Origin of the sequence: Microbacterium sp. MEJ108Y, from assembly GCF_000834175.1 — a bacterium.
GTDB classification, from domain to species: Bacteria; Actinomycetota; Actinomycetes; order Actinomycetales; family Microbacteriaceae; genus Microbacterium; species Microbacterium forte.
On sequence record NZ_JXQX01000005.1, the window covers coordinates 18597 to 42945 of the forward strand.

Below are 24349 nucleotides of genomic sequence, written 5' to 3' on the forward strand. Positions count from 1 at the left end.
GGGTCGATGACTTCGCGCGACCGCAGCTGTCGCGCGCGAGGCCGGTGCCGCTACCTCAGCACGCCTCCTCTGCGACGGCGACGCGCACCTCGCGCAGCGCTCCCCCCACGGCCGCCAGCGAACAGGTGCGATGAGAGGAGGCGGGGATCAACGCGGTGAGCACCCGATCGCCGTCCTCCGCGAACAGCTCGAGCGATGCCACCCGGTCGTTCAGCGCGTCGATCCAGATCTCCCAGGCGACATCACCCGCACGCGCGACGGGCATCGACATCGACCCGCCCACCCCCGCAGGCGGAACCACGTCGGGGCGAACGACGTCGATGCGCCCGCTCGCGTGGCTCTGCCGGATGACGACCTCGCCGGCATCCCCGGCCCCGATGCGGAGTTCGACGCTGTCGGCATCTCCGAAGGTCGCCGTGACACGGATCCGCACCGCATCCCCCAGCCCCGCACCCGCCGGCCCCGCGCCCACAGCGACACGACCCGTCAGCGAGCCGAGCTCGATGATCTCGTCGGCCCCGACCTCGATCGCCGGCGCCTGCCGCAGACGCACCGCGCCGCTGCCGTCGCGGGTGAGCGAGAGCCTGCGGGGAAGAGTCATCGCGCTGCGGTACTCGGATGAGTCATCGTGCGGGATGCTGCCGGCGTACCGCCAGTTGTCCATCCAGGCGATCAGCGTCCGCTCGTGCGCGGCGAGGCCGTCGAACGTGACGCCGGCGTAGCAGTCGGGGCCGAAGTCGATCCAGCCGAACGCCTCGAGCTCGTCACGCGACTGGCTGCGGTCGACCAGGAGTTCGGGCGCGGGGGTCGGAAGGGGCGCAGTCGGCCGGAAGGTCGTGCCGTCGAACTCGCCCACGACGTAGTGGGTCCCCGAGCCGCCGGCGATGCCTCCCGGGTTGAGGCTGATGAGCAGCACCCACCGCGCATCGTCCTCATCGCCGTCGATCGCCAGCCTGAACATGTCCGGGCACTCCCAGACCCCGCCGACGGGGCCGGCCGGACCGTAGGACGACAGGTAGGTCCACGTCTTGAGGTCGTCGGAGCGGTGGAACAGCACCTGGCGGTCCTCCGCCTCGACCGCGACCATGACCCAGTAGCCGTCGCCCCCGTCGTCGTAGCGGAACACCTTCGGATCGCGGAAGTCGCTCGTGCCCCGGTCGAGCACCGGGTTGCCCCGATACTTCGTCCAGACGTATCCGCCGTCGGTGCTGTACGCGAGAGCCTGCGCCTGGTGCCCGTCCGCGGCCGCCGTGTAGAGCGCCACCAGCGGAGGCTCCTCGGCCGTGCCGAACCCTGAGGTGTTGCCGTGATCGACCACGACGGAGCCGGAGTAGATCTGCTCCGTGTCGTCCCAGAGGATCGCCGGCTCGTGCTCGGTCCATCGCGCGAGATCGGTGCTCGTCGCGTGGCCCCAGCTGAGATGGGCGTGCTCGCTGCCCTGCGGGTTGTACTGGAAGTACAGGTGGTACAGACCGTCGTGGAAGACGAGACCGTTCGGATCGTTCATCCAGTTGTTGCGCGGAGCGAAGTGCAGTCGCGGGCTCAGGGTGCGGACCGGGGGAAGGTCAGTGGGGGTCACCGGGGCAGTCGTCTTTCTACTTGATGGGGGGCGTGCGTCATTTGCCGACGCCCGCCGTGAGTCCTTCGCGCAGAGGCTTCTGCCCGAAGAAGAACACCAGGAGTGCGGGGATCATCGAGAGGATCACACCGGCGAGCACCGTCGAGACGCTGCCGGTGCCGAGGTTGCCCTGCAGCGTCACCAGGCCGAGTGGCAGCGTGAAGTTCTGATCGCTGATGGTCATGATGAGAGGTCGGAAGAACTCGTTCCAGTGATAGTTGAAGGCGAGGATGCCGACGATCGCGAGCCCGGGGGTGGCCAGCGGGAGATAGACGCCGACGAACGTGCGCCAGGGCCCGGCCCCGTCGAGCTGGGCGGCCTCACCCAGCTCGGTCGGGATGCCCATGAAGTACTGCCGCATCAGGAATGTGCCGAAAGCGGTGGGAAGCGCAGGCACGATGAGAGCGAGGAGGGTGTCGGCGAGCCCCATGCCCCTCACCAGCATGAACACGGGGACGATCGTCACCTGCAGCGGAACCATCATCGTCGCGAGGATCAGCGCGAACATCAGCTTCTTGTGACGGAACTCGAACTTCGCGAAGACGTAGCCGGCCATCGCGGCGGAGAGCATCTGGCCGGCGGCGACCAGCAGCACCACCAGGGCGCTGTTCCACGCGTAGAGCCAGATCGGGATCTTGGTGAAGACGTCGGCGAAGGCTCCGAAACCCACGTTGACCTCTTGGGTCACGCTGTCGGTCGGCGACAGCGCCGTGATCAGGGTCCAGACGACGGGCCCGAGGGTCAGCAGTGCCGCGAGTCCGAGCAGGGCGAACTTGCCGCCCGTGCCGAGCGTGTAGAGCCAGGAGCGCTTCGTAACCACTGTCGTTGTCATGATGGGCCTCACCCGTAGAAGACGAATCGGCGGCTCAGCCGGAACTGGATGGCCGTGACGAGCATGATCAGAAGGGTCAGCACGATGCCGATGGCCGACGCTCCACCGAAATCGAGCTGTCGGAACGCGGACTCGTAGATCACCATCACGGCCGTGCGGGTCTCGTCACCGGGGCCACCGCGGGTCAGCACCCACGGCTGGTCGAAGATCTGCAGGGCGTTGATGATCGCCATGACGGATGCCACGAGCAGCGTCGGGCTCACCAGGGGCAGCGTGATCATGCGGAACTGGGTCCATCCCGCCGCACCGTCGAGGGCGGACGCCTCATAGACCTCACTCGGGATCGCGGCGAGCCCGCCGATGAAGAGCAGGAACGTGAACCCGAAGTTCTGCCACACGTAGACCAGGAGCACCACGACCTTCGCGCCGAGTCCGGTCGTCAACCACCCGACATCCGCGATGCCGATCAGATTCAACGTCTGATTCACCAGGCCGAACTCCTGGTTGAACAGGTACGCCATGATCAGCGAGACGGAGGCCGCCGACAGGATCAGCGGGAAGAACAGCGCCGACCGGAAGAAGGTGCGCAGCCAGTTCGGCATCTTCGACTGGACGAGCACCGCGAGCACCAGTGCGACCCCGAGCTGCAGGATGACGGCGACGACGACGAAGCCGATGGTGTTCAGGAACGACACGCTCACCGTCGGGTTGGCCGCCAGATCGACGAAGTTGTCGAACCCGACGAAGACCGGGTCGGAGATGATGTCCCAGCGGAAGAAGGCCAGGACGAACGATCCGATGATCGGGACGAAGTTGAACAGCCCGAGCCCGATGAGGGTGGGCGCCAGGAAGACCCAGATGATCGATCGTCCCGAGCGGGCGACCGTGCCGGTCTCGCGCCGGGATCCCGGCGGCACGGTGAGAGTGCGGGTGGTGTTCTCGGACATCAGTTTCCCCCCAGCGCGAGCTCGAGATCTCGCTGCATGGTCTCGAGCCCTCGGCGGACGCCGGATGGGCCGTTCGTGATGGTCGACACCACGTTCTTGAGCAGAGCGGACTCGACAGCGGCCTGCTGCGGAGGCGCCGGCATCGGACCGGTGTCGGGGAACTTGTCGAGAGTGTCGTAGAAGACCTCCCAGTGCGCAGGCCCCACCCCCGCGCCATAGAGCTCGGCGTTGAGGGAGCGACGAGGGAGTGACGAGTCGGGCTTCGGGTGGGCGATCGTCATGCCCTCGACCGAGACGCAGTACTTGAGCCACTCCCATGCCTCGTCCTTGCGGGGCGAGGTCTCCATGATCGCGTAGCCGCCCGCCCCGAACTGGTGCCGTTGCCCCGCCATCCTCGGGAAGTAGGTCACGTCGTAGGCGTCGTTCGCGACGCCCGCCTCTTCGAGGCCGCTGACCCAGAAGCCTCCCGCGGGGGTCATCCCGACCGAGCCGGTGGAGAACAGGGAGACCAGCTCGTTTCCGCCACCCTGTGCGGGGTTCGCGGCGAGCCCCTCCGAGACCATGCGCTCGAGCACCGAGAAGCTCTCGATCGCGTGCTCGTTGAGGGCGTCGGCCTGCTTCCACACGTAGCCGCCGCTGCGGGCCGGCTGGCCGGGGTAGAAGCGGTCCCACAGCCAGTCGCCGCCGCTCGCCTTCTCCTCGTGCAGGAAGCTGGTGTTGTTGACGTACAGCCAGGGGACGACGCCGCCCCACAACCGGTTGTTCCAGAAGTACGGCAGGAACTGCCCCGAAGCGCTCTTCTTCATCGCACGGGCGGTGCCGAGGAAATCCTCCAGCGTCCAGTTGTCGGCGGGGCGTTCCAGCCCCGCGCGATCCATCGCCGTCGTGCTGTAGAAGACGTTCGCCGCATTGAAGTTGTCGGGCATCTGGAACAGGCTGCCCTGGTACATGAACGCCTCGATGAGGGTCGGGTTCACGTCGTCGAAGTACTCCTGCATCTCCGACGCGTCGCGGCGCACATACTCGTCGAGAGGATGCGCGAGGCGCGATGCGAAGAGCTGCGCCCCCTCGGTCGCGACCGTGACGACGTCGGGCGGCGTGCCCGCGGCGATCATCGTGAGGATCTTCGCGAAGTACTCGCTCCAGTCCTGTCCTTGAATGGCCACGATGCGCACGGTGATGCCGGGGTGCTTGCGCTGGAAGCCGTCGACCAGCGCCTGACGCGCCACGGCGTCCTGCGCAGTGCCGAAGAGGGCGACGGTCAGAGTGTCTGTGCCGCGGCCGGGGATGTCGGCTCCGGTGAGTCTCGGCCACGAGACGACGGTGCCCACGATGCCCAGACCGATCGCGCCGAGCAGAGCCCTGCGAGTGAGATCAACCACGATGTTCTCTCCTGAGTGAATGACTTCAGAGCGAGGGAATCGAGTCCCGCCCGCGAAGCTAAATTGATTCAGCATCGCCGAGGTTAGCATCGTCGATCCGGGGCCGCAATGATTTTGCTAAATCAATTCAACCAGCGTGGTTCCGGGGTGCCGCATGCACTGCCTAAGCTGGGGATGTCACGACAGGAGGAACCCGGTGCCGAAGAACGTCGATCGCAGGCCGACGCTCGCCGACGTCGCCGCGCTCTCGGGCATGTCCAAGACCGCCGTGAGCATGATCCTGAACGACCGACCGGGTTCACGTCTCTCCGCCGACGCGGCACGCCGGGTGCGGGCAGCAGCGGAGGAACTCGGCTATCGGCCGAATCCCGCCGCCCAGAGTCTGCGCCTCGGCAAGACGAAGACTCTGGGATTCATCTCGGATCAGATCACCGTGACCCGCTATGCCTCCGAGATGATCCGCGGCCTGCTGTCCGCGGCGAAGGAGCACGGCCACACCGTTCTGATCGCCGAGACGGAGGGTGATGACGCGACCATCTCCGACGAGATCCAGGCGATGATCGACCGCCGGGTCGACGGCATCCTGATCGGGCTCCTCGGCGCCCGCATGATCGAGGTGCCCGAGACCCCCGCCGACGTGCCGGTCGTGATCGTCAACGGCACGTCGACGACGGGGCACCCCTCCGTACTCCCCGACGAGCGGACCGCCGGCCATGCGATGGCGCGCCTGCTCACGGATGCCGGCCACCGCCGGGTCGGCGTGATCGGCAACAACCCGCGTGCGGTGTCGTCTCCCCGGCACTCGGTGACCATCGGCCCGAGATTCGACGGCATCCGCGCCGCCTTCGCCGAGGCCGGCGTCGATCCGTTCATCATGGACGTCCCCGAGTGGAACCCCGACATCGGATACTCGCGCACGCTGCAGATGCTCGACGCGCACCCCGACCTCACGGCGATCCTGGCCGGCAACGACGGAGTGGCCTTCGGCACGTATCAGGCGATCGCCGAGCGAGGGCTTCGAGTTCCCGACGACATCTCCGTCGCCTCCTTCGACGACGAGGAGCTCGCCGGCTTCCAGCGACCGGGACTCACGACCGCGCGACTCCCCTACGACGTGATGGGGCGCACCGCGGTCGAGATGCTGCTCGGCGAGCGCCCGCTCGACGCGGTGCTGATCCCGATGCCGGTCGTCGAGCGCGCCTCGATCCGCTCTCTGGGCTGACCGAGAAAAATCCATTCACGCGCATCCATCCCCCTTCTGCGGGCGTAGGCTGGAGAGAAGGACGGACCGTCCGAGAAGATCTCCCGGCACCGCGACCGTCCGGAAGAGGAGTCACTCGTGGCTCAGTACGACGTCTCGAACCGCTCGGCGATCGTGACGGGAGCAGGCAGCGGAATCGGACGCTCGACCGCTCTCCTGCTCGCTCAGAACGGCGCATCCGTCGTCGTGAACGACTTGAACGCGGAGCACGCGAACGCGGTCGTCGACGAGATCCGCGCCGCCGGCGGCATCGCCGAGGCATCGGTCGGAGATGCGACCGACACCGCCTGGATCGCCAGCTCGGTCGAGCTCGCGAACACGCTCGCTCCGCTGCGCATCGGCGTCAACAACGCCGGCATCGGCGGAGCATCCGCCCCCACCGCCGAATACGACGACGCCGCGTGGGACAAGGTCATCTCGATCAACCTCAACGCCGTCTTCCGCAATATGAAGGCGCAGATCCCCTCGATCCTCGCGAACGGCGGCGGCTCCGTCGTGAACATCGCCTCGATCCTCGGCAGCGTCGGTTTCGCGAACTCGCCCGCCTACGTCGCCGCCAAGCACGCGGTCGTCGGCATGACCAAGTCGGCCGCCCTCGAGTACTCCGCCCAGGGCGTGCGCGTGAACTCGGTCGGCCCCGGGTTCATCGACACCCCGCTGCTCGCGAGCATGGATGCCGCTGCGAAGAACTTCCTCGTCAGCAAGCACCCGATCGGCCGTCTCGGTCAGGCCGACGAGGTCGCGAACCTCATCGCCTTCCTCGCCAGCGACGCCGCCAGCTTCATCACCGGCAGCTACCACCTCGTCGACGGCGGCTACACCGCCCTCTGAGGTTCAATGGCCGCGCGGGTCTCGCAGTGCGGCACATCTGCAGGACGAAAGCACGGATGCAGGACTCAACCATCCGCATGATCCTGCATCCGTGCCTCGGTCCTGCATCCGACACCGGTCAGGTCCCGCATCCGCCGGCATCCGGCCCCACCTCCGGCGCCGCAGCCCAGGCACCCCGGTCCGTCTGCAGGACGACAGCACGGATGCAGGACGAGATCGGCGATCCCGCCCTGCATCCGTGCCTCGGTCCTGCATCCGGCCCCGACCTACCCGTCGCGACCGGATGCAGGACGATGGCGGCACGCCCCGTCAGGCGAGACGGTCCAACCGCAGCGTGGCCGTCGCGCTGTGTGCGGCCATCCCCTCGGAGTCGGAGATCACCTGCACGGCGTTCGCGAGCTCGGGCGTCGCCTCGCGGCTGATGCGCTGATAGGTGAGAGGCTTCAGGAAGCGCGAGACCGAGAGACCCGCGCTGTGCTTCGCCCCACCCGCGGTCGGCAGCACGTGGTTGGTGCCGGCCATGCCCTTGTCCGAGTAAGCCACGGTGCTCCAGGGCCCGATGAAGATCGAGCCGTAGTTGCGCAGATTCTCGTGGTACCAGTCGTCGTCGTCCGTGAGCAGCTCGAGGTGCTCGGGGGCGAGGTCATCCATGAGGGCCGCGGCGGTCTCGCGGTCCTTCGCGACCGTGACGACACCGTAGTCGCGCCAGGCGGCACCCGCGATGTCGACCGTCGCCAGCGTCTCGAGCTGCCGTTCGATCTCCGCGATCACAGCGTGGCCGTGCTCCTCGGATGTCGTGATGAGCGCCGCGGGCGAGTTCGGCCCGTGCTCCGCCTGCCCCAACAGGTCTGCGGCCACGAGCACGGGGTCGGCGGTCTCGTCGGAGATCACGGCGACCTCGCTCGGACCCGCGAGCAGGTCGATCGCGACCGTGCCGAAGAGCTGACGCTTGGCCTCGGCCACGAACGCGTTGCCCGCGCCGACGAGCATGTCGACGGGCAGATCGCCGAGCAGCCCGTAGGCCATGGCCGCGAGCGCCTGCACCCCGCCGATCACGAACACGCGATCGACCCTCGAGAGGTGCGCGGCGTAGACGACGGCGTCGTTCGCTCCGCCGTCGGGCTGCGGAGGCGTGCAGGCGATCACGGTCGGCACACCCGCCGCCTTCGCCACGCCCACGGTCATGAAGGCGCTCGCCGTGAGCGGGAACCGACCGGCCGGCAGGTACGCACCGACGCGCGAGACGGGGATGTACTTGGCGCCGGTCACGATGCCGGGAACGAACTCGGTCTCGAAGTCGGTCAGGTGCTCGCGGGAGGCGCGGGCGAACGCCTGCGTGCGCTCGGCCCCCAGTTCGATCGCCGCGCGCAGATCCGGGTCGAGGCGGTCTCCGCTGCTCGCGATCTGCTCGGCGGTGAGCTCGATGTCGGCACCCTGGTAGTTGTCGAGCGTGCGTGCGTAATCGAGCACGGCATCGAGACCGCGCTCGCGGATGTCGGCGAGCATGCTCGTGACGGTCTCGATGACGGCCGGATCGCGCTGCGCGGCGGGTGCGTCGATGAGCGGGGTCTTGAGGTGATGGAAGTCGCCGTCGTAGCGGGCGAGGACAGCTGAGGAGTAACGCATGCAGGAAGGCTAGATCCGCTGCATCCACGAGACAAGCCTGATGATCCGTGGCAATCCATCGGGTTTACCATTGGCTATGACCATCACGCAGCTGACGGCCTTCCTCGCGGCGCTCGACGACGGCTCGTTCACGGCGGCGGGCAGGACTCTGGGCATGACGCAGGCCTCCGTCTCCGAGCTCGTCGCGCGCCTCGAACGCGAACTCGGCGTGACCCTCTTCACCCGCGGCAGCAGGCGCCTCGTGCCGACGGCCGCCGCGCTCGAGCTGCGCCCCCACGCGGCGCAGGCCGTGAGCGCGGTGCAGAACGGCATCGACACCATCCAGGCGCTCACGTCGCTGGACCGCGGCACCTGCACGTTCGGCGTGCTGCGCAACGCGGCCTACTACGCGCTCGCGGATCTGGCCGAGACCTTCCATCACCGGCATCCGAACGTGCGACTGCGGCTCGTCGGCATCAACTCGGCGCACGTCGCCCGCTCGATCGCCGCCGGCGAGCTCGAAGCCGGCCTGCTGGTTCTTCCGGTCGACGAGGACGGCCTCGAGGTGCGCCCGCTGTTCCGCGACGAGGTGCTCTATGCCTCGGCCACCCGCGAGCCCGACGCCCCGGCCGTCTCGATAGACGAGGTCGCCGACGCCAAGCTCGTGCTCTACGACGCCTTCGCCGGGTGGGACGACCCCACACGGCGCCAGCTGCTCGAACGCGCACGGCTGCGGGGGCTCACCATCGAGCCGGCGGTCGAGGTCGAGCACGTCGAGACGGCGCTCAGCCTGGTCGCGGCGGGCACCGCCGACACGATCGTGTCGCGCTCGATCGCCGAGTCCGACGCGTTTCCGTCAGGCATCCGCACCTTCCCGTTCGCCGAGCCGATGCACGACACGATCGCGCTCGTGCAGCGCGAGGGCGTGCTGCTGTCGCCCGCGACGCAGAAGCTGGCCGAGCTGGCAGAGCGGATGCTGCGCGAACGACTGCCGGAGCATCAGGGGCGCACCGCTCTCGCATGACGGCGGGTTCCGACCCGTCTGCAGGACGAAGGCACGGATGCGGGAGCAGATCGACGATCCCGCCCTGCATCCGCGCTCAGGTCCTGCATCCGGCACGGGTCAAACCCTGCACGGTCAAACCCTGCATGGGTCAAACCGGCATCCGATCGCGTCAGTACAGGTCGGCGCGACGGTCGGCGAACAGGTCGTTGTGCGGCGGAAGCGCCTTGCCCCGCGCCGCGTCGAGCGACAGCACCGCGGTGGCCCCCATCACGGCCCGGAACGCGACGATCCACCCCTGCTCGTCGATGATCGCCGTGCCGTCTGTCCAGTCGACCCCGCGCTCGGAGCCCCACCGATCGGCGATCACGACGGGCAGCCTCGACGACCTGGCCGATGCCATCGCCTGGATGAGCTCGGGAGCATGCTCACCTGTGGGGCGCGGAACGAGCGGCCAGTTGACCGGAAGTGCGAGCACGTCAGCGCCCGCCAGTGCCAGCCGACGGGGCACCTCCGGGAACTCGTTGTCGTAGCAGAGTGCCACGCCGAGACGGCCGAACGGGGCATCGACGACGAGCCCCGCCTCTGATCCGCTGTCGAAGACCAGCTTCTCGGCGCCCCAGAGGTGCGCCTTGCGGTAGTCGGCGAGGCGCAGATCGCGGGTGAGGACCGCGGCGGTGTTGAACAGACGATCGCCGTCGCTCTCGGCATACCCCACCACGATCACGGCGCCCTCGGGGATCGCCTCCTGCACCGACGACCACCGCGGGTCGCCGGTGGTCAGAGCGGCGCCGAGCGCCTCGTCCCGATCGGCGAACACGTAGCCGCTCGTTGCCAGCTCCGGCAGCACGATCAGCTGAGCGCCGCGGCGCGCGGCCGCGGCGATCGCCGAGCGGATGCGGTCGAGGTTGCCGTCGACATCGCCGATCACGATCTCGGGTGAGATCGCGGCGACACGCAGCGAACCGGCATCCGCTGCTCCGACACCCGCGGAGGAGGCGCCGGAGCGCGAGGAGCCGGAAGCCCCTCGCGCCCCTGCGATCTCAGTCATCCTCGGTGGCGGTGACCATCACTCCGAGAGGGGCCAGGTAGCCGTTGGGGTCGATGGTCCAGTCGGCGGCGGCCGCCGCCTCGACGACCTCCGGAGCCCACTCGAGGTAGACGCGGTCGTCGCCGCCGTTGATCACGAGCACCGTTCCGGTTCCGGTCTCATCGCCCTCGACGCAGACGTACGAGCGCCAGCTGCCCTCGGGCACCGAGAAGGTGTCGCCCGCGCCCAGCGTGACCGCGGTCGACGGGTCGCCGTTGAGGGTGACCTCCCACCGGCCGGTCTTGAACAGCAGCGCCTGCGTCTTGTCATGGCGGTGGCGAAGCACGCCCTGTCCCGCCTCGGCACGCACCCACGCGAGGTTGAACGAGTGCGGCTCGGTCACGTTCGGCACCTGGCGGCGGTTCTCGCTCATGCCGTAGCCGATGGCGGTGGCGAGCTCGACGTGGCCGCCGTCGACCGCTGCGCAGAGCAGTGCCGCCGACGAGTACTTGCGGTCACCCGGCTGGATGACCCGCGAGCGCATGTCCTCGACCGTGTAGGTCGTGAGCTCGTCGATGTAGTGCTGCTTCATCGGCGTGATCAGGGGCACGTCGTCGGGGAGCACATCTCCCGCGACCGTGTCGATGAGCTTGTTGTCGGCCGTGAGGTGCAGGCCGTACGACTCCGCCTCGCGAAGCACCGACGGACCCCAGATGATGCCGCCGTTGTCATCGCGGCCGAGCACCGTGTAGAGGATGCCGTCGTCCGGCCCCTCGTTCGTGAAGCCGCGGAAGATCCAGGTGGGGATCGTGACGATGTCACCGTCGTGGCTGATGTACTCGCCCTGCTTGCCGTCGACCCCCCAGCGGAGTCGGAACTCGCCGCCGAGGTTGATGAACACCTCTGCGGTGAAGTGCAGGTGCAGGTTGTTCGAGATGCCGTTCGGCATGCCGGCGGCCCCGGTGTTGAAGCCGTGGTTCACCTCGAGGTTCACGTACTGGCTCGCGTTCTGCGAGACACCGGCGCCGATGAACGAGTAGTTCTCCTTGCGGTCGGAACCCGGGGTGCGGCAGTCGATGAACGCCGAGTTGCACGGCACCCAGTCGGACCGACGGATGGTGCGGCGTGCGATCTCGTCCGCGGGGACGATGACGTCGACCTGGTCGACGATGGCGTTGCTCATTTCTTCTTCTCCTTGTCGATCAGTCGCTGATCAGTAGATGTTGCTGAAGGCCGCAGGCTCGTCGCCGCGAACGCCCGCGATCTGGGCGCGCAGGGCGATGTCGTCCCACAGGCGCACCTCTTTGACGAGGGCTCCCTGGTGGAATGTGAACTGCGAGATGCCGATCAGGTCGATCGGCTTGCCGGTGAGGCTGCCGTAGTTCGGCACGCCGTTGTAGTCGCCCACGAACTTCCAGGTGACGGCGACGCGCAGGCCCGCATAGCGCACGTCGTAGTTGGTCTGGATGTCGCGGATCTCGAACTGTCCCGCGGGGAACGACTCGAGGAACCGCAGCAGCGCCCGACGGTAGCCCTCGGGACGGATGACGACCCGGTTGCCGACCGTGAGCAGCACGAGGTCGCGGTGGAAGAACTTCTCGACCTTCTGCAGGTCGCGGTCGTTCCAGACCGTCTGGATCATGTCGATCACGGTCTCGACCTCGGAGCGGTAGTCGTCGGGGCGCGCACCGGAGTCGCCCCTCGCGATCGGATCGGCGGGGGCCGGCTCGGTCCACGATCCGGTGTACCCGCGGAAGGCCTGGGCGCGGGCGAGCTCATCGACGTCGAGGCCGCTCTCGAGCGCACCGGCGAGCGAGTCCCGCACCACCCACTCCTCGACCATGCGCCCCTTGCGGTACAGGCAGTTGGCGATCGTGCGGCTGTGCGACGACGTCTGCAGATGTCCGGAGAGCACGAGGTGCGAGCTGAGGAATGCGTCGTCTCCACGGGCCTCCCAGATCACGTCCTCCGCCTGGCCGGTGCGATCGGGCGTCGCCGAGATGCGCATGAGCGTTCCCTCGATGACCTCCTGCCGCGTGGTCGAGGTGCCGTAGGCGCCGTGCACGATCGAGTCGGGCTCGTAGTTTTCGCGGATGAAGCTGATCGACCGATCGACCCAGATCAGATCGGTGACCTCACGGATGAAGTCGTCGGGGTCTTTGTACGGCAGGTAAGCAACCGGGTCGAGAGACACGCTTTTCACTCCTTCGAGACGCGAAGCTGCGGTTCATCGGTGATCGCTGGCTTCGTCTTCGTCAGTGTATGCGTATGCACAAACCAGCGCAAGAGACGATCCTGCGCACACGGTGATCATCGCCGAGCGGCGGGGTCAGCCGGCGTGCGGGGCCGCGAGGGTGCGCCGCGACACGAAAGCGGATTCGAACCGCGTCTTCTCGAGTGCGGCGTCCGGGTCCTCGATGCGACGCACGATGAGGTCTGCGGCGGTGCGCGCCATGCCGGCGATGTCGTATCCGATCGTGGCCAGGTCGATGATGGGCCAGGCAGCCTCGGGGAGATCGTCGAAGCCGAGGACCGAGAGGTCCTCCGGCACGCGCAGACCCGCGCGGTGGGCGGCGTTGAGCGCCCCGTATGCGACCACGTCGTTGCCGCAGAACAGGAGGGTCGGGCGGTCTGCTCCGGCGAGGATCTCGGATGCCGCCGCCTCACCCTCGGCCGCTCCGTACGGGACCCGCCGCACATCGCTCTCGTGCAGCGTCACGCCCTCGGCGACGAGGGCGTCGCGCAAGGCCGCCTCCCGGCTCTGCGCCGTGCTTGTGTTGCTCGGTCCGAGCACCGCTCCCACGCGCGTGTGACCGAGTTCGACCGCCCGCCGGACAGCGTCGCGATAGCCCGGCGCGGGATCGACGACGGTGGCATCCGCCTCGACGAATGAGCCGGTGCGATTGAAGTACACGAACGGCAGGCCGCGGTCCTTCAGGCGCAACGGTGCGACGGACTCGACCGTGGTGGTCGCGAGGATCACGCCGTCGAGACCGTTGGCGAGCAGCCGTTCGACGATCGTGTCGTTGTCGGCCGACTCGGTGTGCAGCATCAGCTGGTAGCCGAGGGTCTCGAGCTCCCGGTGCACCGGGGCGATGATGTGCGAGTAGAACTGGTTGTCGAGATCGGTCAGCAGCAGGCCGATGCGCCGGGTTCGACCCGACGACAGGGCACGCCCCGCCTCGCTCGGCACGTAGCCCAGCAGCTGGGCCGCTTCGCGCACCCTGAGCTTCGTCGCCTCGGACACTCGCGCATCGTCGCGCAGCGCCCGAGACACCGTCGGCTGCGAGACACCCGCCAAGCGGGCCACATCACGACTCGTGACGACCATCTGGCGCCTCCCCCTCGATCTCACGGATTCTACTGCTCTTGACGCCCGAATGCATACGCGGTCATAATCAGCACATACGTATGCAACGGAAGGAAGGGCCATGCCCCTGCATCTCAAGACCGCGCCGACGAAGACGTTCGCGGACACCGCTCAGCAGGACGTCGCCGAGCGGGTGAGGGGAATCATCGGCGACATCCGCGAGAACGGCGACGTCGCCGTGCGTCGGTATGCCGAGCAGTTCGACAACTGGAGTCGCGACTCGTACCGACTCTCCGATGAGGAGATCACGGAGATCATCGGCACGCTCGATGCACAGGTGATCACCGACATCGAGTTCGTGCAGAGCCAGGTGCGCCGTTTCGCGCAGGCGCAGCGCGATTCACTGGTCGACATCGAGGTCGAGACCCTTCCAGGGGTGTTCCTCGGCCAGAAGCACGTGCCCGTGCAGGCCGCAGGGGCATACATCCCCGGAGGCAAGTACCCGCTGACGGCGTCCGCGCACATGACGATCATCACCGCCAAGGTGGCGGGGGTCCCTCGGGTCGTCGCGTGCACCCCGCCCATCCGCGGCGAGATCCCCGCTGCGACCGTGGCCGCGATGAAGATGGCCGGCGCCGACGAGATCTACATCCTCGGAGGAGTCCAGGCCGTCGCCGCGATGGCCGTCGGCACCGACTCGATCGAGCCGGTGAACATGATCGCCGGGCCGGGCAACGCCTACGTCGCCGAGGCCAAGCGGCAGCTGTTCGGTGAAGTCGGCATCGACCTGTTCGCCGGCCCCACCGAGATCCTCATCGTCGCCGACGAGCACGCCGACCCGTTCTTCACCGCGGTCGACCTGCTCTCTCAGGCGGAGCACGGACCCGACTCGCCCGCCGTGCTCGTCACGACGTCGCAGGCGCTGGCCGAAGAGGTCATGGACTGGATCGAGAAGATCCTTCCCGGCATGCCCACGCGCGACTACGCGGGCCCGGCCTGGCGCGACTGGGGTCAGGTGATCGTCGCCGACGATCTCGACGAGGCCTATCGGATCGCCGACGACTTCGCCTTCGAGCACGTGCAGATCTTCACCCAGAATCCGCGCGAGGCTCTGACGAAGATGCACGACTACGGCGCGCTGTTCCTCGGCGAGAACACGTGCGTCTCATACGGCGACAAGGTGATCGGCACCAACCACGTGCTGCCGACGCTCGGCGCTGCCCGGTACACGGGCGGGCTCTGGGTCGGCAAGTATCTGCGCACCGTGACGTACCAGGAGGTGCAGAACACCGAGTCGTCGGCCGAGCTCGGCGCCGTCTGCGGGCGCGCTGCCCGGGTCGAGCTGTTCGAGGGCCACGCCCGCTCGGGTGACGCCCGTGCCTGGCGTCATGCCGGCACGGAATTCGCCTGGATTGAAGAGAGCCACGCCGCGGTCGGCGCGGAGACGCGATGACCGACCTCTCCGGTCGCACGGCAGTGGTCACCGGCGGCGGCAGCGGACTCGGGGCGGCCATCGCCCGGTCGCTGCACGCCGCCGGTGCGCACGTCGTGGTGGTCGGGCGCGACGCCGCGAAGCTCGACCGCGTCGCGGCCGACCTCGGGTCACGGGCGCGGGGGATATCGTGCGACGTGTCCGACCCGGCATCCGTCGACGCGCTCCGCGAGCAGCTCGCCGGCACCGATGTCTCGATCCTGGTGAACAACGCCGGCATCCCCGGCCCCGTCGCGGCTCTGACCGACATCGACGTCGCCGACTGGGACGAGGTGTTCGCCGTGAACGTGCGCGGCACCTTCCTGCTCTGCAAGGCGCTGCTGCCCGGAATGGTGGAGCGCGGCGACGGCGACGTCATCAACGTGGCATCCGTCTCTGGCAAGCGTCCGCTCGCGCATCGCACCCCCTACTGCGCCTCGAAGATGGCCGTGATCGGACTCACGTCGACGCTCGCGTTCGAGGTCGGCCCCGCCGGCGTGCGTGTGAACTCGCTCTCCCCCGGCCCGGTGCAGGGCCCACGGATGGAACGCAACTTCCGCCTCGAGGCCGAGCGCTCGGGCACGAGCATCGACGTTGCCGAGCAGGCGTTCGTGTCGCGTGCGGCTCTCGGCCGCATGGTGACGGAAGAAGAGGTCGGCGCGGCGGTCATCGCGATGCTCGCGATGCCGGGCATGTGCGGCGCCGACATCGACCTCTCGGCCGGGATGGTGGCCTGATGCCGTCGCTGCGCGCCAGGGCACGGGCGGGTGAGAAGCTGATCGGCGCCCTGCTGCGGATGCCGTCGGAAGAGCTCGTCGAGATGCTCGCCGTCGCCGCGTTCGACTTCGTACTGATCGACTGCGAGCACGGACCGGCCGACCTCGTCGCGCTGCGTCAGCACATCGCGCTCGCGCAGGTGCACGACGTGCCGGTCATCGTGCGCGTCGGCGAGGGCGATCGGGATCAGATCCTACGGGTGCTCGATCAGGGAGCCGAGGGCATCTTGGCTCCGCACCTCGACACGACAGCGGATGCCGAGGCGCTGGTCGCCGCGGCGATGTACCCCCCGGTCGGGTCGCGCGGCTTCGCGACGTACAGCCGGGCAGGGCGCTTCGGCCTCGTCGACCCCGCCGACCACCGCGAGTGGTGGCTCGAGAACACTCTGGTGCTCGGCATGATCGAGTCGCCCCGCGGCGTCACGAACGTCGATGCGCTCGTCACTGTGCCGCGCCTCGACGGCATCATGGTCGGTCCGGCCGATCTCGCGGCCAGCTCCGGCCCGGATGATCAGCCTGTGCCGCAGGCCATCGCCGCCGTGCACTCGGCCCTCGCACGCGCCGGTTCCCTGCGCATGGACATCGTCGGCACGCGGGATGCGGCAAGCGCGGCCTTCACCGCCGGCGCCGACCTCGTGGTCTACAACCTCGCCTCCTCCCTCATGGCGCATCTGCGCGGACTGGCGACGCCCGAGCGCTGAGCCCGCCGCCGCATCCCCACCCTCGGGCCTCGCGGCCCCATCCCCACCCTTCGGGCCTCGCGGCCGCATCCCCACCCTCGGGCCTCTCCGCCGCATCCCGACCCTTCGGGAGGAGAACTGCGCTTCGGGAGGAGAGATTCACGGATTCTCTCCTCCCGGGGCGCAGTCCTCCTCCCGAGAGGACGCCGCGCGACGGCGCCCGAGCGTCTGCGGGCTCAGATGCGGAGGTGCGAGCGCCACGACCCCACGAGTCCACCGAATTCCCGCGGCCTCTCGAGCGGCAGCAGGTGGCCGGCATCCAGAGACACGAGCCGTGCGTCCGGCATCGCCGACACGATCTCGGTGTGGAAGCGCGGCGGGCAGATGACGTCGTCGAGTCCTGAGACGACGAGCGTCGGCATGGTCAGTCCGCCGAGTCGCGACAGCAGATCGGTGCGTGTGAGCTGCATCCGCAGCTGAGCCCGCAGCCGCTCGACCCCGGTCTCCTCGCCCATGCGCAGCGTGCGCTCCACGAGGTCGGGACGATCTCGCACGACGTTCTCTCCGAGCAGAGGCTGGAGGATGCTGTCCTGCAGCGCTCGCGGCTCAGCACCACCGTCGAGAGCATCCAGCCAGCTCGTCCAGCCGGAGCGCTGCGCATCGGTCGGCGCCTTGGCGTTGGTCGACACGAGACAGAGCCCCGCGACACGCGTAGGGGCGGCGAGCGCGAGCGCCATGCCGACGATGCCGCCGAGTGAGTGCCCGACCAGGATGAACGAATCGGGCAGCTCGTCGAGCAGCGCATCGACCTGCCCCGAGACGGTGGGGCGATCCAGCACCGGCCGGATCGCCCCACCTGCTCCCCCTCCCAAACCGCCGTCCTCCCATAGATCGGCGGTGCAGTTCATGCCGGCCAGCAGCACGAGCGGCGGCACCGCGACCGCCATGTCAGCCCTTCACAGCGCCGTCGCTGAGGCCGGCGACGAGGTACTTCTGCGCGATGAACGCGATCACGAACACCGGGATCGTGAGCAGCATGGATGCGGCTCCCGCCTGTTGCAGCATCGGCAGGGTCTGCCCGAGCTGCGTCGCGATGAAGACCGGCACGGTCTTCGACGAGGTGTCGGTGAGCACGAGAGCCGTCAGGTACTCCTGGAACGCGAACAGGAACACGAAGATGCCGGCCGTCAGGATGCCGGGCCCCATCAGCGGGATCATGACTCTGCGCAGCATCCCGATCCTGGTGCAGCCGTCGATCATGGCGGCTTCGTCGAGCTCCTTCGGGATCTCGGCGAAGAAGTTGCGCAGCAGCCAGATCGTGAACGGCTGGTTGATCGCGACGAGGGCGATCGCCAACGCGAACGTCGTGTCATAGATGCCGAGCGCCCTGCTGATGTCGTACATCGGCAGCACGACCGAGAAGCGCGGGAGCGCCCGGAAGATCAGGGCGAGCACCAGCAGCAGCGCCGAAACATAGCTCGGGAACCTCGAGAGCGCGTACGCCGCGGGGATGCCGATGACCAGCGCGAGCACGGTCGAGACGACGGCGACCACGAGGGTGTTGACGAGGTAGTCCGCGAAATAGGTCGTCTCCCACAGGTTGACGAAGGCCTGCAGCGTGGGCTCGTAGTCCCAGAACACCGGCGGGTTCGAGAACGCGACGTCTGTGGGCTTCGTGACCGACAGCGCCATCCAGATGAACGGGCTGAGCATCACGATGCAGAGGATGCCGAGCAGCAGTCCGGTGATGACCGGGGGGCGGTTCGGTCCGCGCCGCTTGCGCTTCGATGCGCCGCTGGTGATGATCGCCCGGGTGGAGAGCTCGGAGTCGGAGAGCTCGGAGGTCGTGAGGCTCATCGTTCTGCCTTCGCTTCCTTGAAGATGCCCCGGATGAACGGGATCAGCATGATGAGGATGAGGACGATGGTGAGCACGTTGATCGCGCTGCCGAGGCCGAGGTTCTGTGCGCCGTCGGCGAAGGCGACCGAGTAGACGTAGAGCATGATCGACTCGTTGCCGATCGACTGCGCCTGCGGCGACAGGGGGATCAGGTTGTCGAACATCCTCAGGACGTCCATGATCGTGATCAGCGTCACGAACCCGAGCACCCCGCGAATGGTCGGGATGATCACGCTGATGTGGGTCTGGAAGGCGTTCGCTCCGTCGATCTTCGCGGCTTCCTTCAGTTCGTTCGGCACCCCCTGCAGCCCCGCCAGGATGATCAGCATCGCGAACGGGAGCATCGACCAGACAGTGTTCGCGATCACGAGGATCGCGTTGGGAACCTGGTCGGTGAACCAGAGCACCTGGGTGCCGCCCATCAACCCGATGAACCGGTTGACGACGCCGCCGAAGCTGTCGTCGAACAGCCACGAGAACGCCACAGCCCCCACGAGGTTGGGCAGCACATACGAGACGAGCAGGATGCCGAGTACCAGCGGACGGGACGTCGTGATCCTGTTAACGCCTGTCGCGATGATGTACCCGAACACGAGCAGGATCACGGTCGTGATGACCGTGACGATCACGGTGAAGGCGACCGCCCGGTGGAAGCGCGGATCAGTCAGCGCGTAGACGAAGTTGTCGAGCCCGACGAACGATCCGGGTGAGCCGTAGCGGACCTGCTCGAAGCTCCACTGCACCGTGCGCACCAGGGGGAGCACGAGGAGCGCCCCCATCACCAGCAGGCTCGGTGCGAAGAGCAACCAGAACTCGCGTGTCTTCATAAGCGTCCTCCCTTGGACGAGCTGTGGCCTGAACTCGCGCTCAGGCCACAGCCGCGGACCGGCGGTCCTGGATCAGCCGACGAAGGACTCGCCGGTTGCCTGCATCTGCGCCAGCCCGTCGTCGACGGAGACGTTGCCGTTGAGGATCTCGACGAGGATCGGGCGGATCTCGTTGGTCAGATCGGCCAGCACCGGCGACACGATCGGCGGCATCGCCGAGGCGATCGAGTCGTTGGCGGCGGCGCCGTACGGCGAGTTCTCTTCGGTGACCATCCCCTCGCGGGCCGGGTAGGCCGCCGGAACGGATGCCGTCGACGCGTCTTCGCTGACGGCCGAGGCCATCATCTGGAAGAGCATGTCGTGGTCGAGCTTCGTGTTGAACGGAATCGACCATCCGTCGATCGACAGGCGGTTGTAGGAGTAGTCGGCGTCAGTCGTGAGCTTGGGCGCCCCCGCGAAGCCGAACGAGTCGGAGAGCTTCGAGTTCTCCGGCAGCGTCAGGTCGATCATCCGGCCCGAGAACATGATCGACATGGCCGCAGTGCCGTTGAACATCTGCTGCTGCACCTTGGGCTGGTCGAAGGTCGTGACCTGCGGATCCATGTACGGCTTGAGCGCGAGCATCGCCTCGACGGCTTGCTTGGCCTCGGGGCCGTCGAGCGTCACGTCGCCGTCGGCGTTCACGAAGTCGGCGCCGAGCGAGTTCATCGCGGCCTGGAAACCGGTGGAGACGTCGCTCGTCGCGAGCCACGGCAGCGCGATCGGGTAGTCCATGAGCCCCTCGGCCTGGATCGCCTCGGCGGCGGAGATCATCTCGTCGAAGGTGGTCGGCACCTCGAGCCCCAGGTCGTCGAAGACATCCGTGCGGTATGCCATGACGAACATCTGCGCCTGCATCGGGATGGCGTAGATGTCGCCGTCGTACGACATGCCCTCCACCATCGACTCGCTGATCTCGCCCAGACCGTAGTCGTCGGCATACTTGTCCCAGAGGTCGTTCAGCGGAACGAGCTTCTTCTCTTCGGCAAAGCCCGGGATAACGAATCCGTAGGTTTCGAGGATGTCGTAGGTGCCCGAGTCGCCGGCGAGCGTCGCCGTGGTCTTGGTCACCTGCCCGCCGAAGTCGATCGGGTCGTGCTTCAGCGTCACGTCGTCGTTCGAACAGCTCGACACCATGGTGTCGGTGAACGGGTCGATCGCCGAGGAGTTGTAGGCGAGGACGTTGACCGTGGTCTTGCCCTCCGGAGCCGTGTAGTCACACGACACCGTTGTCGAGTTCGCGTTGTCGGTGCGGGTCCCGGCGCCGCAGCTGGAGAGGGCGATCATGCCCACCGCTGCGAGGGCGAGTACCGGCAGTGCCCGATGCTTGATATGTCCCATGACGCTGATGGTATACGTATGCAACGGACTTAGGGAAGCCTATATTCCAGGAATTCTTGAGGATTGAATACGTATACTGCCGAAACCCGCGGCATGGTGGGCGCGGAGGGGTCTGGACATGCCCGCCGCTGCCGACTACCCCCGTGGACGACGCTTCTCGAGCACTCCGGCAAGCAGCACCGCGACCACCGCCGCGGCCGGCGCCACGATCAAACCCGCACGCAGGCTCTCGGTGTCGGCGATGAAGCCGACGAACGGCGGCGACAGCAGGAAACCGATGCGCAGCAACCACGACACGATCGTGAGACCGGCCCCCGGGCGCAGACCCGGCAGCTCATCGGCCGCATGCATGGCCGCGGGGATGAGCGTCGCGATGCCGAAGCCGACGGCGGCGAATCCGGCGATCGTTCCGGGCACGCTCGGGAAGATGAGCGCGAGGGCCATTCCCCCTGCGGCGATCAGGCCCCCGACTCGGGCCACGGCGCGCTGGCCGAAGCGGTCGGTCATTCCGTCGCCCAGCATCCGTCCGATGAACTGCGCGCCCACCAGAGCGATGAACCCGAGGGGCGCGACCGCGGCAGCGGCGCCGAGCGAGTCGCTGAGGTACAGGGTCGCCCACGAGTTGCCGGCGTCCTCGGCGATCGCGCCGGCCATCGCGATGAGCGTGAGCGCGATGAGGATCATCACGGTCCGCGGGCTCACACCGCGGCGCACCGCGGTCTGCAGTTCGACCGGTTCGGCGGTCGCCTCGGCATCCGCTTCTTCATCACGGCCGGGGAGGCAGAACCAGAGTGCCGTGAAGGCCACGGCCGCGAACACCGCAGTCGAGATGCCCAGGTGCACGCCGAGAGGCAGCTGCAGGGCGATCGCCGCCGCGGCCATGCCTCCACCCAGCACCGCGCCGATCGACCAGATGGCGTGGAACGAGTTGATGATCGAACGGCCGTAGCGCCGCTGCACTCGCAGACCGTGCGCATTCTGCGCGACGTCGGTGATCGCATCGAACGCTCCGCCGAGCAGCAGGGCGACCGCGAACAGGATGCCGGACGGTGCGAGGGCTGCCGCGAGCAGCCCGAGGCCGGTGCCGATCGTGCCGATCACTGCGATTCGCGCCGAACCGAAGCGGCGGATCAGCACGGCGGCGAACAGTCCGGCGGCGATGGCTCCGGCGGGGAAGGCGGCGATCGCGAGTCCGTAGCCAGCATTGTCGAGGTCGAGGGCGGCCTTGATCTCGGGGTAGCGGGGCAGGATGTTGGCGAACAGCGCACCGTTCGTGAGGAACAGCGCCGAGACGGCGATCCGCGCACGTCGGGTCGCCTGGTCCGCGACGGGGCGTCGAATCGATTCGATCGAGGTCATGGCAACGACGGTACACGCCTCAGCGCGTCGCCGAAAATCGCCCTTTGCGACGCGGGCGTCGCCTGCCCGAGATCAGCCCAGCAGCGGTTCGACCTGGGCAGACCCCTCGGCGGTCGCCGACGCCGCGGTGATCGCGGCCTTCGCGTCATCGAGGCGATCGAACTGGCCGATGAAATCGGACTGCGCCCCGAATGCGCGGAAGCCCTCGCGCGGCGTCCCGGTGATCGAACCGAGGAACTGACGTCGGTCATTGCCGACGTGGAAGCCGGGGTCGACCTCCACCCACAGTCCTCGGGGCCGGGATGCCGAGCGCACCCGTGCGCTGGTCACAGCCTTGGCGGCGTTCCTGATGCGTGCGGACATGGTTCACGCACTCATCGCATGCAGGGTGCGCGAGCCGTCGACCACCCGGGCGAACTCGTCACGGGTCAGATCGAGGCCTCCCGCGGAGCTCGCGGCGTTCATCATCGCCACCACCAGCGAACGATCGACATCCGCCTCCTGCGTCATCGAGAAGCGCAGCGGAATCGATGCGTGCACCCAGATCGTCTCTGCGACACCGTCGCCCATCGCGAGCGTGAGCGGGAAGGACTCGTTTCGCCGCAGCTTCGTCACGATCACGAGCCGCAGGTGCGTCATCAACCGATCGTCGAGCTCGATCGGCGTTGCTGTATTGCCGTACGTCAGACGTCCCATGATCTCTCCCTCAGACGAACATTACGTTGAGAAATAGATTACTAGGTTACCTAGCTAAATCACAGTCCGACCTAGGGGAGGTCGCCGATCTCCTCGGCCAGGCGTCGCAGGAACCGGGTGATCGCATCGGTCTGCTCCGGGGTGAACTCGCTGGCGAGCGACTCGATGCGCTGCGTCAGCTCATCGGCCTGCGCGTTGAGATCGCGGAGGGACGGGCGCAGCACCTTGGAGCGGGCATCGGCAGGGTGCGGCGCTACGACGATCTGACCGCGCTCTTGAAGTCGACGCAGCAGGCTCGTGATCGCCGCCGTGCTGACGTTCAGGTGAGCGGCTAGGCCGCCCGGCGTGGCGGGGGCGTCGTCAGGGGCGTCGAGGATGTACCTCATCGCCTCCCTGTCGGTGTCGTTCGGTGCGCGCACGGCGGCGAGGCGTCGCCCGAACTGGGCCTCGGCCCTGCGAAGTTCGTCGACACGCGCGACGAGTTCGGTCGCCCGCGTCGTCGTCTCAGTCCTGCTGCTCATGCGTCACCCCCTGACCCTTCCATGGTACTCGACAAACAGGTAACCAGGTTGCCTAGCGAAATCCAATGCGACCAGCCACTCTGATGAAGTGAGATGATGGGATTCTGGGAAAGGGGCCTCATGGTCGAGCGATTCGCACTCGAGGATGCCGGGTACATCATGTACGCCGACATGATCGACCGTCTGCGCGCGGACTTCCCCTCCGTGCCTGCGTGGCGGATCGATCAGATCGTCACCGCCGAACATGACGCCATCACCGGCGGGATACTGCGGATCGTGCCGGCCGAGGTCGAGTCCGGCGCGGCCGAGATGCTCGCACGCGAGGCGGAACCCCGTGGAAGTGAAGAAAGCCTGAGCGATGATGGCGAGGTGGCGTGATGGAGCGCTCTGAGGAGTTCAGCCGTTCCGGCTACTGGTATCCCGAGGCCGACAGCGCCAGCACCGTCGACGTCCTGAACCTGCTGCGTCGCTACCGCGCGGCCGAGACCGCGATGCGGGAACGCACACGCATCTCGATGAAGATGAACGAGACCGACCTCGTCGCCCTGCGTTTCCTGCTGCGCGAGCAGCGGGCCGGCCGCATCGTGCGAGCCATCGACATCGCCCGCATGCTCGACATCTCCACCGCATCGACGACGACGCTCATCGACCGCCTCGAGAAGGGCGGGCACGCGAGGCGAGAGCCGCACCCGACCGATCGCAGGGCCGGAATCGTGGTGCCGACGGTCAGCAGCGACGACGAGGTTCGCGAGACCCTCGGTGCGATGCACAGGCGGATGCTGGCACTGGTCGACGAGATGAGCGACAAGGAGCGCGCCGTGGTCACGCGGTTCCTCGCCGGCATGACCTCGGCGATCGAAGAGGCGTCCGATCTCGACCAGGAACTGCGCGAGGTCATCCGCTCGCACGAGGAATCCGAGT

The 24349-nt window shown here is 67.7% G+C and carries 25 protein-coding genes; 8 read left to right on the plus strand and 17 right to left on the minus strand.

Annotation, left to right across the window (positions count from 1 at the left end; genetic code table 11):
• Positions 1-55: 55 nt before the first annotated feature.
• The 4 genes from RU09_RS02735 to RU09_RS02750 are packed head-to-tail and all read right to left on the minus strand — an operon-like array spanning position 56 to position 4779.
• Positions 56-1579, minus strand: a complete 1524-nt coding sequence (locus tag RU09_RS02735; RefSeq protein ID WP_042537237.1) for a glycoside hydrolase family 32 protein — start codon at positions 1577-1579, stop codon at positions 56-58.
• Between the two features lie 37 nt (positions 1580-1616).
• The gene (locus RU09_RS02740; RefSeq protein WP_042537239.1) at positions 1617-2450 is read right to left on the minus strand and encodes a carbohydrate ABC transporter permease; all 834 of its coding nucleotides are present in this window, start codon (positions 2448-2450) and stop codon (positions 1617-1619) included.
• 8 nt (positions 2451-2458) lie between these two features.
• Positions 2459-3397 carry a carbohydrate ABC transporter permease gene (locus RU09_RS02745; protein ID WP_197065944.1) on the minus strand — a complete coding sequence of 313 codons (939 nt, stop codon included), beginning with the start codon at positions 3395-3397 and terminating at the stop codon, positions 2459-2461.
• Positions 3397-4779, minus strand: a complete 1383-nt coding sequence (locus RU09_RS02750) for an extracellular solute-binding protein (protein WP_052492837.1) — start codon at positions 4777-4779, stop codon at positions 3397-3399. Before RU09_RS02750 ends, RU09_RS02745 begins: the two co-directional genes overlap by 1 nt.
• Positions 4780-4975: 196 nt before the next feature.
• Between RU09_RS02750 and RU09_RS02755 the strand changes: the two genes are divergently transcribed.
• Together RU09_RS02755 and RU09_RS02760 are read left to right on the plus strand one after the other, a co-directional pair.
• Positions 4976-6001, plus strand: a complete 1026-nt coding sequence (locus RU09_RS02755; protein ID WP_052492838.1) for a LacI family DNA-binding transcriptional regulator — start codon at positions 4976-4978, stop codon at positions 5999-6001.
• Positions 6002-6118: 117 nt separating this feature from the next.
• Positions 6119-6871, plus strand: coding sequence for an SDR family NAD(P)-dependent oxidoreductase (locus RU09_RS02760; protein WP_042537244.1), 753 nt, complete (start codon positions 6119-6121; stop codon positions 6869-6871).
• A gap of 309 nt (positions 6872-7180) precedes the next feature.
• Here the strand turns inward: RU09_RS02760 and hisD (RU09_RS02765) are convergent, their stop codons facing one another.
• Positions 7181-8497, minus strand: a complete 1317-nt coding sequence (gene hisD / locus RU09_RS02765) for a histidinol dehydrogenase (protein WP_042537247.1) — start codon at positions 8495-8497, stop codon at positions 7181-7183.
• Between the two features lie 76 nt (positions 8498-8573).
• On the opposite strand from hisD (RU09_RS02765), the gene RU09_RS02770 reads away from it, so the two are divergent.
• On the plus strand, positions 8574-9500 hold the full coding sequence (locus RU09_RS02770; protein ID WP_042537250.1) for a LysR family transcriptional regulator: 927 nt from the start codon (positions 8574-8576) through the stop codon (positions 9498-9500).
• A gap of 151 nt (positions 9501-9651) precedes the next feature.
• Here RU09_RS02770 and RU09_RS02775 read toward each other — a convergent pair whose 3' ends face one another.
• The 4 genes from RU09_RS02775 to RU09_RS02790 form a co-directional block, all read right to left on the minus strand.
• Positions 9652-10530 (minus strand): nitrilase-related carbon-nitrogen hydrolase, encoded by an 879-nt coding sequence (locus RU09_RS02775; protein WP_082041018.1) that lies wholly within the window; start codon positions 10528-10530, stop codon positions 9652-9654.
• On the minus strand, positions 10523-11692 hold the full coding sequence (locus RU09_RS02780) for a cupin domain-containing protein (protein WP_042537252.1): 1170 nt from the start codon (positions 11690-11692) through the stop codon (positions 10523-10525). The genes RU09_RS02775 and RU09_RS02780 overlap by 8 nt, the downstream gene beginning before the upstream one ends.
• A gap of 30 nt (positions 11693-11722) precedes the next feature.
• Positions 11723-12703, minus strand: coding sequence for a nuclear transport factor 2 family protein (locus tag RU09_RS02785; protein WP_042537254.1), 981 nt, complete (start codon positions 12701-12703; stop codon positions 11723-11725).
• A 135-nt stretch (positions 12704-12838) separates the two neighbouring features.
• On the minus strand, positions 12839-13840 hold the full coding sequence (locus tag RU09_RS02790) for a LacI family DNA-binding transcriptional regulator (protein ID WP_042537256.1): 1002 nt from the start codon (positions 13838-13840) through the stop codon (positions 12839-12841).
• 100 nt (positions 13841-13940) lie between these two features.
• On the opposite strand from RU09_RS02790, the gene hisD (RU09_RS02795) reads away from it, so the two are divergent.
• From hisD (RU09_RS02795) to RU09_RS02805, 3 genes are read left to right on the plus strand one after another with little or no spacing between them, the layout of a single operon-like run.
• The gene (gene hisD, locus RU09_RS02795; protein ID WP_042537258.1) at positions 13941-15272 is read left to right on the plus strand and encodes a histidinol dehydrogenase; all 1332 of its coding nucleotides are present in this window, start codon (positions 13941-13943) and stop codon (positions 15270-15272) included.
• Positions 15269-16027 (plus strand): SDR family NAD(P)-dependent oxidoreductase, encoded by a 759-nt coding sequence (locus RU09_RS02800; RefSeq protein WP_042537260.1) that lies wholly within the window; start codon positions 15269-15271, stop codon positions 16025-16027. The genes hisD (RU09_RS02795) and RU09_RS02800 overlap by 4 nt, the downstream gene beginning before the upstream one ends.
• On the plus strand, positions 16027-16767 hold the full coding sequence (locus RU09_RS02805; RefSeq protein WP_042537262.1) for an HpcH/HpaI aldolase family protein: 741 nt from the start codon (positions 16027-16029) through the stop codon (positions 16765-16767). The genes RU09_RS02800 and RU09_RS02805 overlap by 1 nt, the downstream gene beginning before the upstream one ends.
• A 215-nt stretch (positions 16768-16982) precedes the next feature.
• Here the strand turns inward: RU09_RS02805 and RU09_RS02810 are convergent, their stop codons facing one another.
• The 8 genes from RU09_RS02810 to RU09_RS02845 form a co-directional block, all read right to left on the minus strand.
• The gene (locus RU09_RS02810; RefSeq protein WP_042537264.1) at positions 16983-17693 is read right to left on the minus strand and encodes an alpha/beta fold hydrolase; all 711 of its coding nucleotides are present in this window, start codon (positions 17691-17693) and stop codon (positions 16983-16985) included.
• A gap of 1 nt (position 17694) precedes the next feature.
• Positions 17695-18603 (minus strand): carbohydrate ABC transporter permease, encoded by a 909-nt coding sequence (locus RU09_RS02815; protein ID WP_042537266.1) that lies wholly within the window; start codon positions 18601-18603, stop codon positions 17695-17697.
• A complete protein-coding gene (locus tag RU09_RS02820; RefSeq protein WP_042537267.1) occupies positions 18600-19472 on the minus strand; it encodes a carbohydrate ABC transporter permease in 873 nt (290 codons plus the stop codon). Before RU09_RS02820 ends, RU09_RS02815 begins: the two co-directional genes overlap by 4 nt.
• A gap of 72 nt (positions 19473-19544) precedes the next feature.
• The gene (locus RU09_RS02825) at positions 19545-20852 is read right to left on the minus strand and encodes an ABC transporter substrate-binding protein (protein ID WP_042537269.1); all 1308 of its coding nucleotides are present in this window, start codon (positions 20850-20852) and stop codon (positions 19545-19547) included.
• A 135-nt stretch (positions 20853-20987) separates the two neighbouring features.
• Positions 20988-22211 (minus strand): MFS transporter, encoded by a 1224-nt coding sequence (locus RU09_RS02830; protein ID WP_042537272.1) that lies wholly within the window; start codon positions 22209-22211, stop codon positions 20988-20990.
• A gap of 72 nt (positions 22212-22283) precedes the next feature.
• Positions 22284-22574, minus strand: a complete 291-nt coding sequence (locus tag RU09_RS02835) for a hypothetical protein (RefSeq protein WP_042537274.1) — start codon at positions 22572-22574, stop codon at positions 22284-22286.
• 3 nt (positions 22575-22577) lie between these two features.
• Positions 22578-22907 carry a DUF7882 family protein gene (locus tag RU09_RS02840; RefSeq protein WP_042537276.1) on the minus strand — a complete coding sequence of 110 codons (330 nt, stop codon included), beginning with the start codon at positions 22905-22907 and terminating at the stop codon, positions 22578-22580.
• A 71-nt stretch (positions 22908-22978) separates the two neighbouring features.
• Positions 22979-23428: a MarR family winged helix-turn-helix transcriptional regulator gene (locus RU09_RS02845; RefSeq protein ID WP_042537278.1), complete on the minus strand. Its 450-nt coding sequence runs from the start codon at positions 23426-23428 to the stop codon at positions 22979-22981.
• Positions 23429-23548: 120 nt separating this feature from the next.
• Between RU09_RS02845 and RU09_RS02850 the strand changes: the two genes are divergently transcribed.
• Both RU09_RS02850 and RU09_RS02855 read left to right on the plus strand, forming a co-directional pair.
• The gene (locus tag RU09_RS02850) at positions 23549-23806 is read left to right on the plus strand and encodes a hypothetical protein (protein WP_042537280.1); all 258 of its coding nucleotides are present in this window, start codon (positions 23549-23551) and stop codon (positions 23804-23806) included.
• Positions 23806-24349, plus strand: a 544-nt coding sequence (locus RU09_RS02855; protein ID WP_042537282.1) for a MarR family winged helix-turn-helix transcriptional regulator, incomplete at its 3' end; no start/stop codon positions are given. The genes RU09_RS02850 and RU09_RS02855, both read left to right, overlap by 1 nt.

Bases quoted from the DNA above. Each gene is read 5' to 3' on its own strand.
- RU09_RS02740 (WP_042537239.1), bottom strand. From the start codon at position 2,450: ATGACAACGACAGTGGTTACGAAGCGCTCCTGGCTCTACACGCTCGGC.
- RU09_RS02745 (WP_197065944.1), bottom strand. From the start codon at position 3,397: ATGTCCGAGAACACCACCCGCACTCTCACCGTGCCGCCGGGATCCCGG.
- hisD (WP_042537247.1), bottom strand. From the start codon at position 8,497: ATGCGTTACTCCTCAGCTGTCCTCGCCCGCTACGACGGCGACTTCCAT.
- RU09_RS02770 (WP_042537250.1), top strand. From the start codon at position 8,574: ATGACCATCACGCAGCTGACGGCCTTCCTCGCGGCGCTCGACGACGGC.
- RU09_RS02775 (WP_082041018.1), bottom strand. From the start codon at position 10,530: ATGACTGAGATCGCAGGGGCGCGAGGGGCTTCCGGCTCCTCGCGCTCC.
- RU09_RS02780 (WP_042537252.1), bottom strand. From the start codon at position 11,692: ATGAGCAACGCCATCGTCGACCAGGTCGACGTCATCGTCCCCGCGGAC.
- RU09_RS02790 (WP_042537256.1), bottom strand. From the start codon at position 13,840: ATGGTCGTCACGAGTCGTGATGTGGCCCGCTTGGCGGGTGTCTCGCAG.
- hisD (WP_042537258.1), top strand. From the start codon at position 13,941: ATGCCCCTGCATCTCAAGACCGCGCCGACGAAGACGTTCGCGGACACC.
- RU09_RS02800 (WP_042537260.1), top strand. From the start codon at position 15,269: ATGACCGACCTCTCCGGTCGCACGGCAGTGGTCACCGGCGGCGGCAGC.
- RU09_RS02805 (WP_042537262.1), top strand. From the start codon at position 16,027: ATGCCGTCGCTGCGCGCCAGGGCACGGGCGGGTGAGAAGCTGATCGGC.
- RU09_RS02810 (WP_042537264.1), bottom strand. From the start codon at position 17,693: ATGGCGGTCGCGGTGCCGCCGCTCGTGCTGCTGGCCGGCATGAACTGC.
- RU09_RS02815 (WP_042537266.1), bottom strand. From the start codon at position 18,603: ATGAGCCTCACGACCTCCGAGCTCTCCGACTCCGAGCTCTCCACCCGG.
- RU09_RS02820 (WP_042537267.1), bottom strand. From the start codon at position 19,472: ATGAAGACACGCGAGTTCTGGTTGCTCTTCGCACCGAGCCTGCTGGTG.
- RU09_RS02825 (WP_042537269.1), bottom strand. From the start codon at position 20,852: ATGGGACATATCAAGCATCGGGCACTGCCGGTACTCGCCCTCGCAGCG.
- RU09_RS02830 (WP_042537272.1), bottom strand. From the start codon at position 22,211: ATGACCTCGATCGAATCGATTCGACGCCCCGTCGCGGACCAGGCGACC.
- RU09_RS02835 (WP_042537274.1), bottom strand. From the start codon at position 22,574: ATGTCCGCACGCATCAGGAACGCCGCCAAGGCTGTGACCAGCGCACGG.
- RU09_RS02840 (WP_042537276.1), bottom strand. From the start codon at position 22,907: ATGGGACGTCTGACGTACGGCAATACAGCAACGCCGATCGAGCTCGAC.
- RU09_RS02845 (WP_042537278.1), bottom strand. From the start codon at position 23,428: ATGAGCAGCAGGACTGAGACGACGACGCGGGCGACCGAACTCGTCGCG.
- RU09_RS02850 (WP_042537280.1), top strand. From the start codon at position 23,549: ATGGTCGAGCGATTCGCACTCGAGGATGCCGGGTACATCATGTACGCC.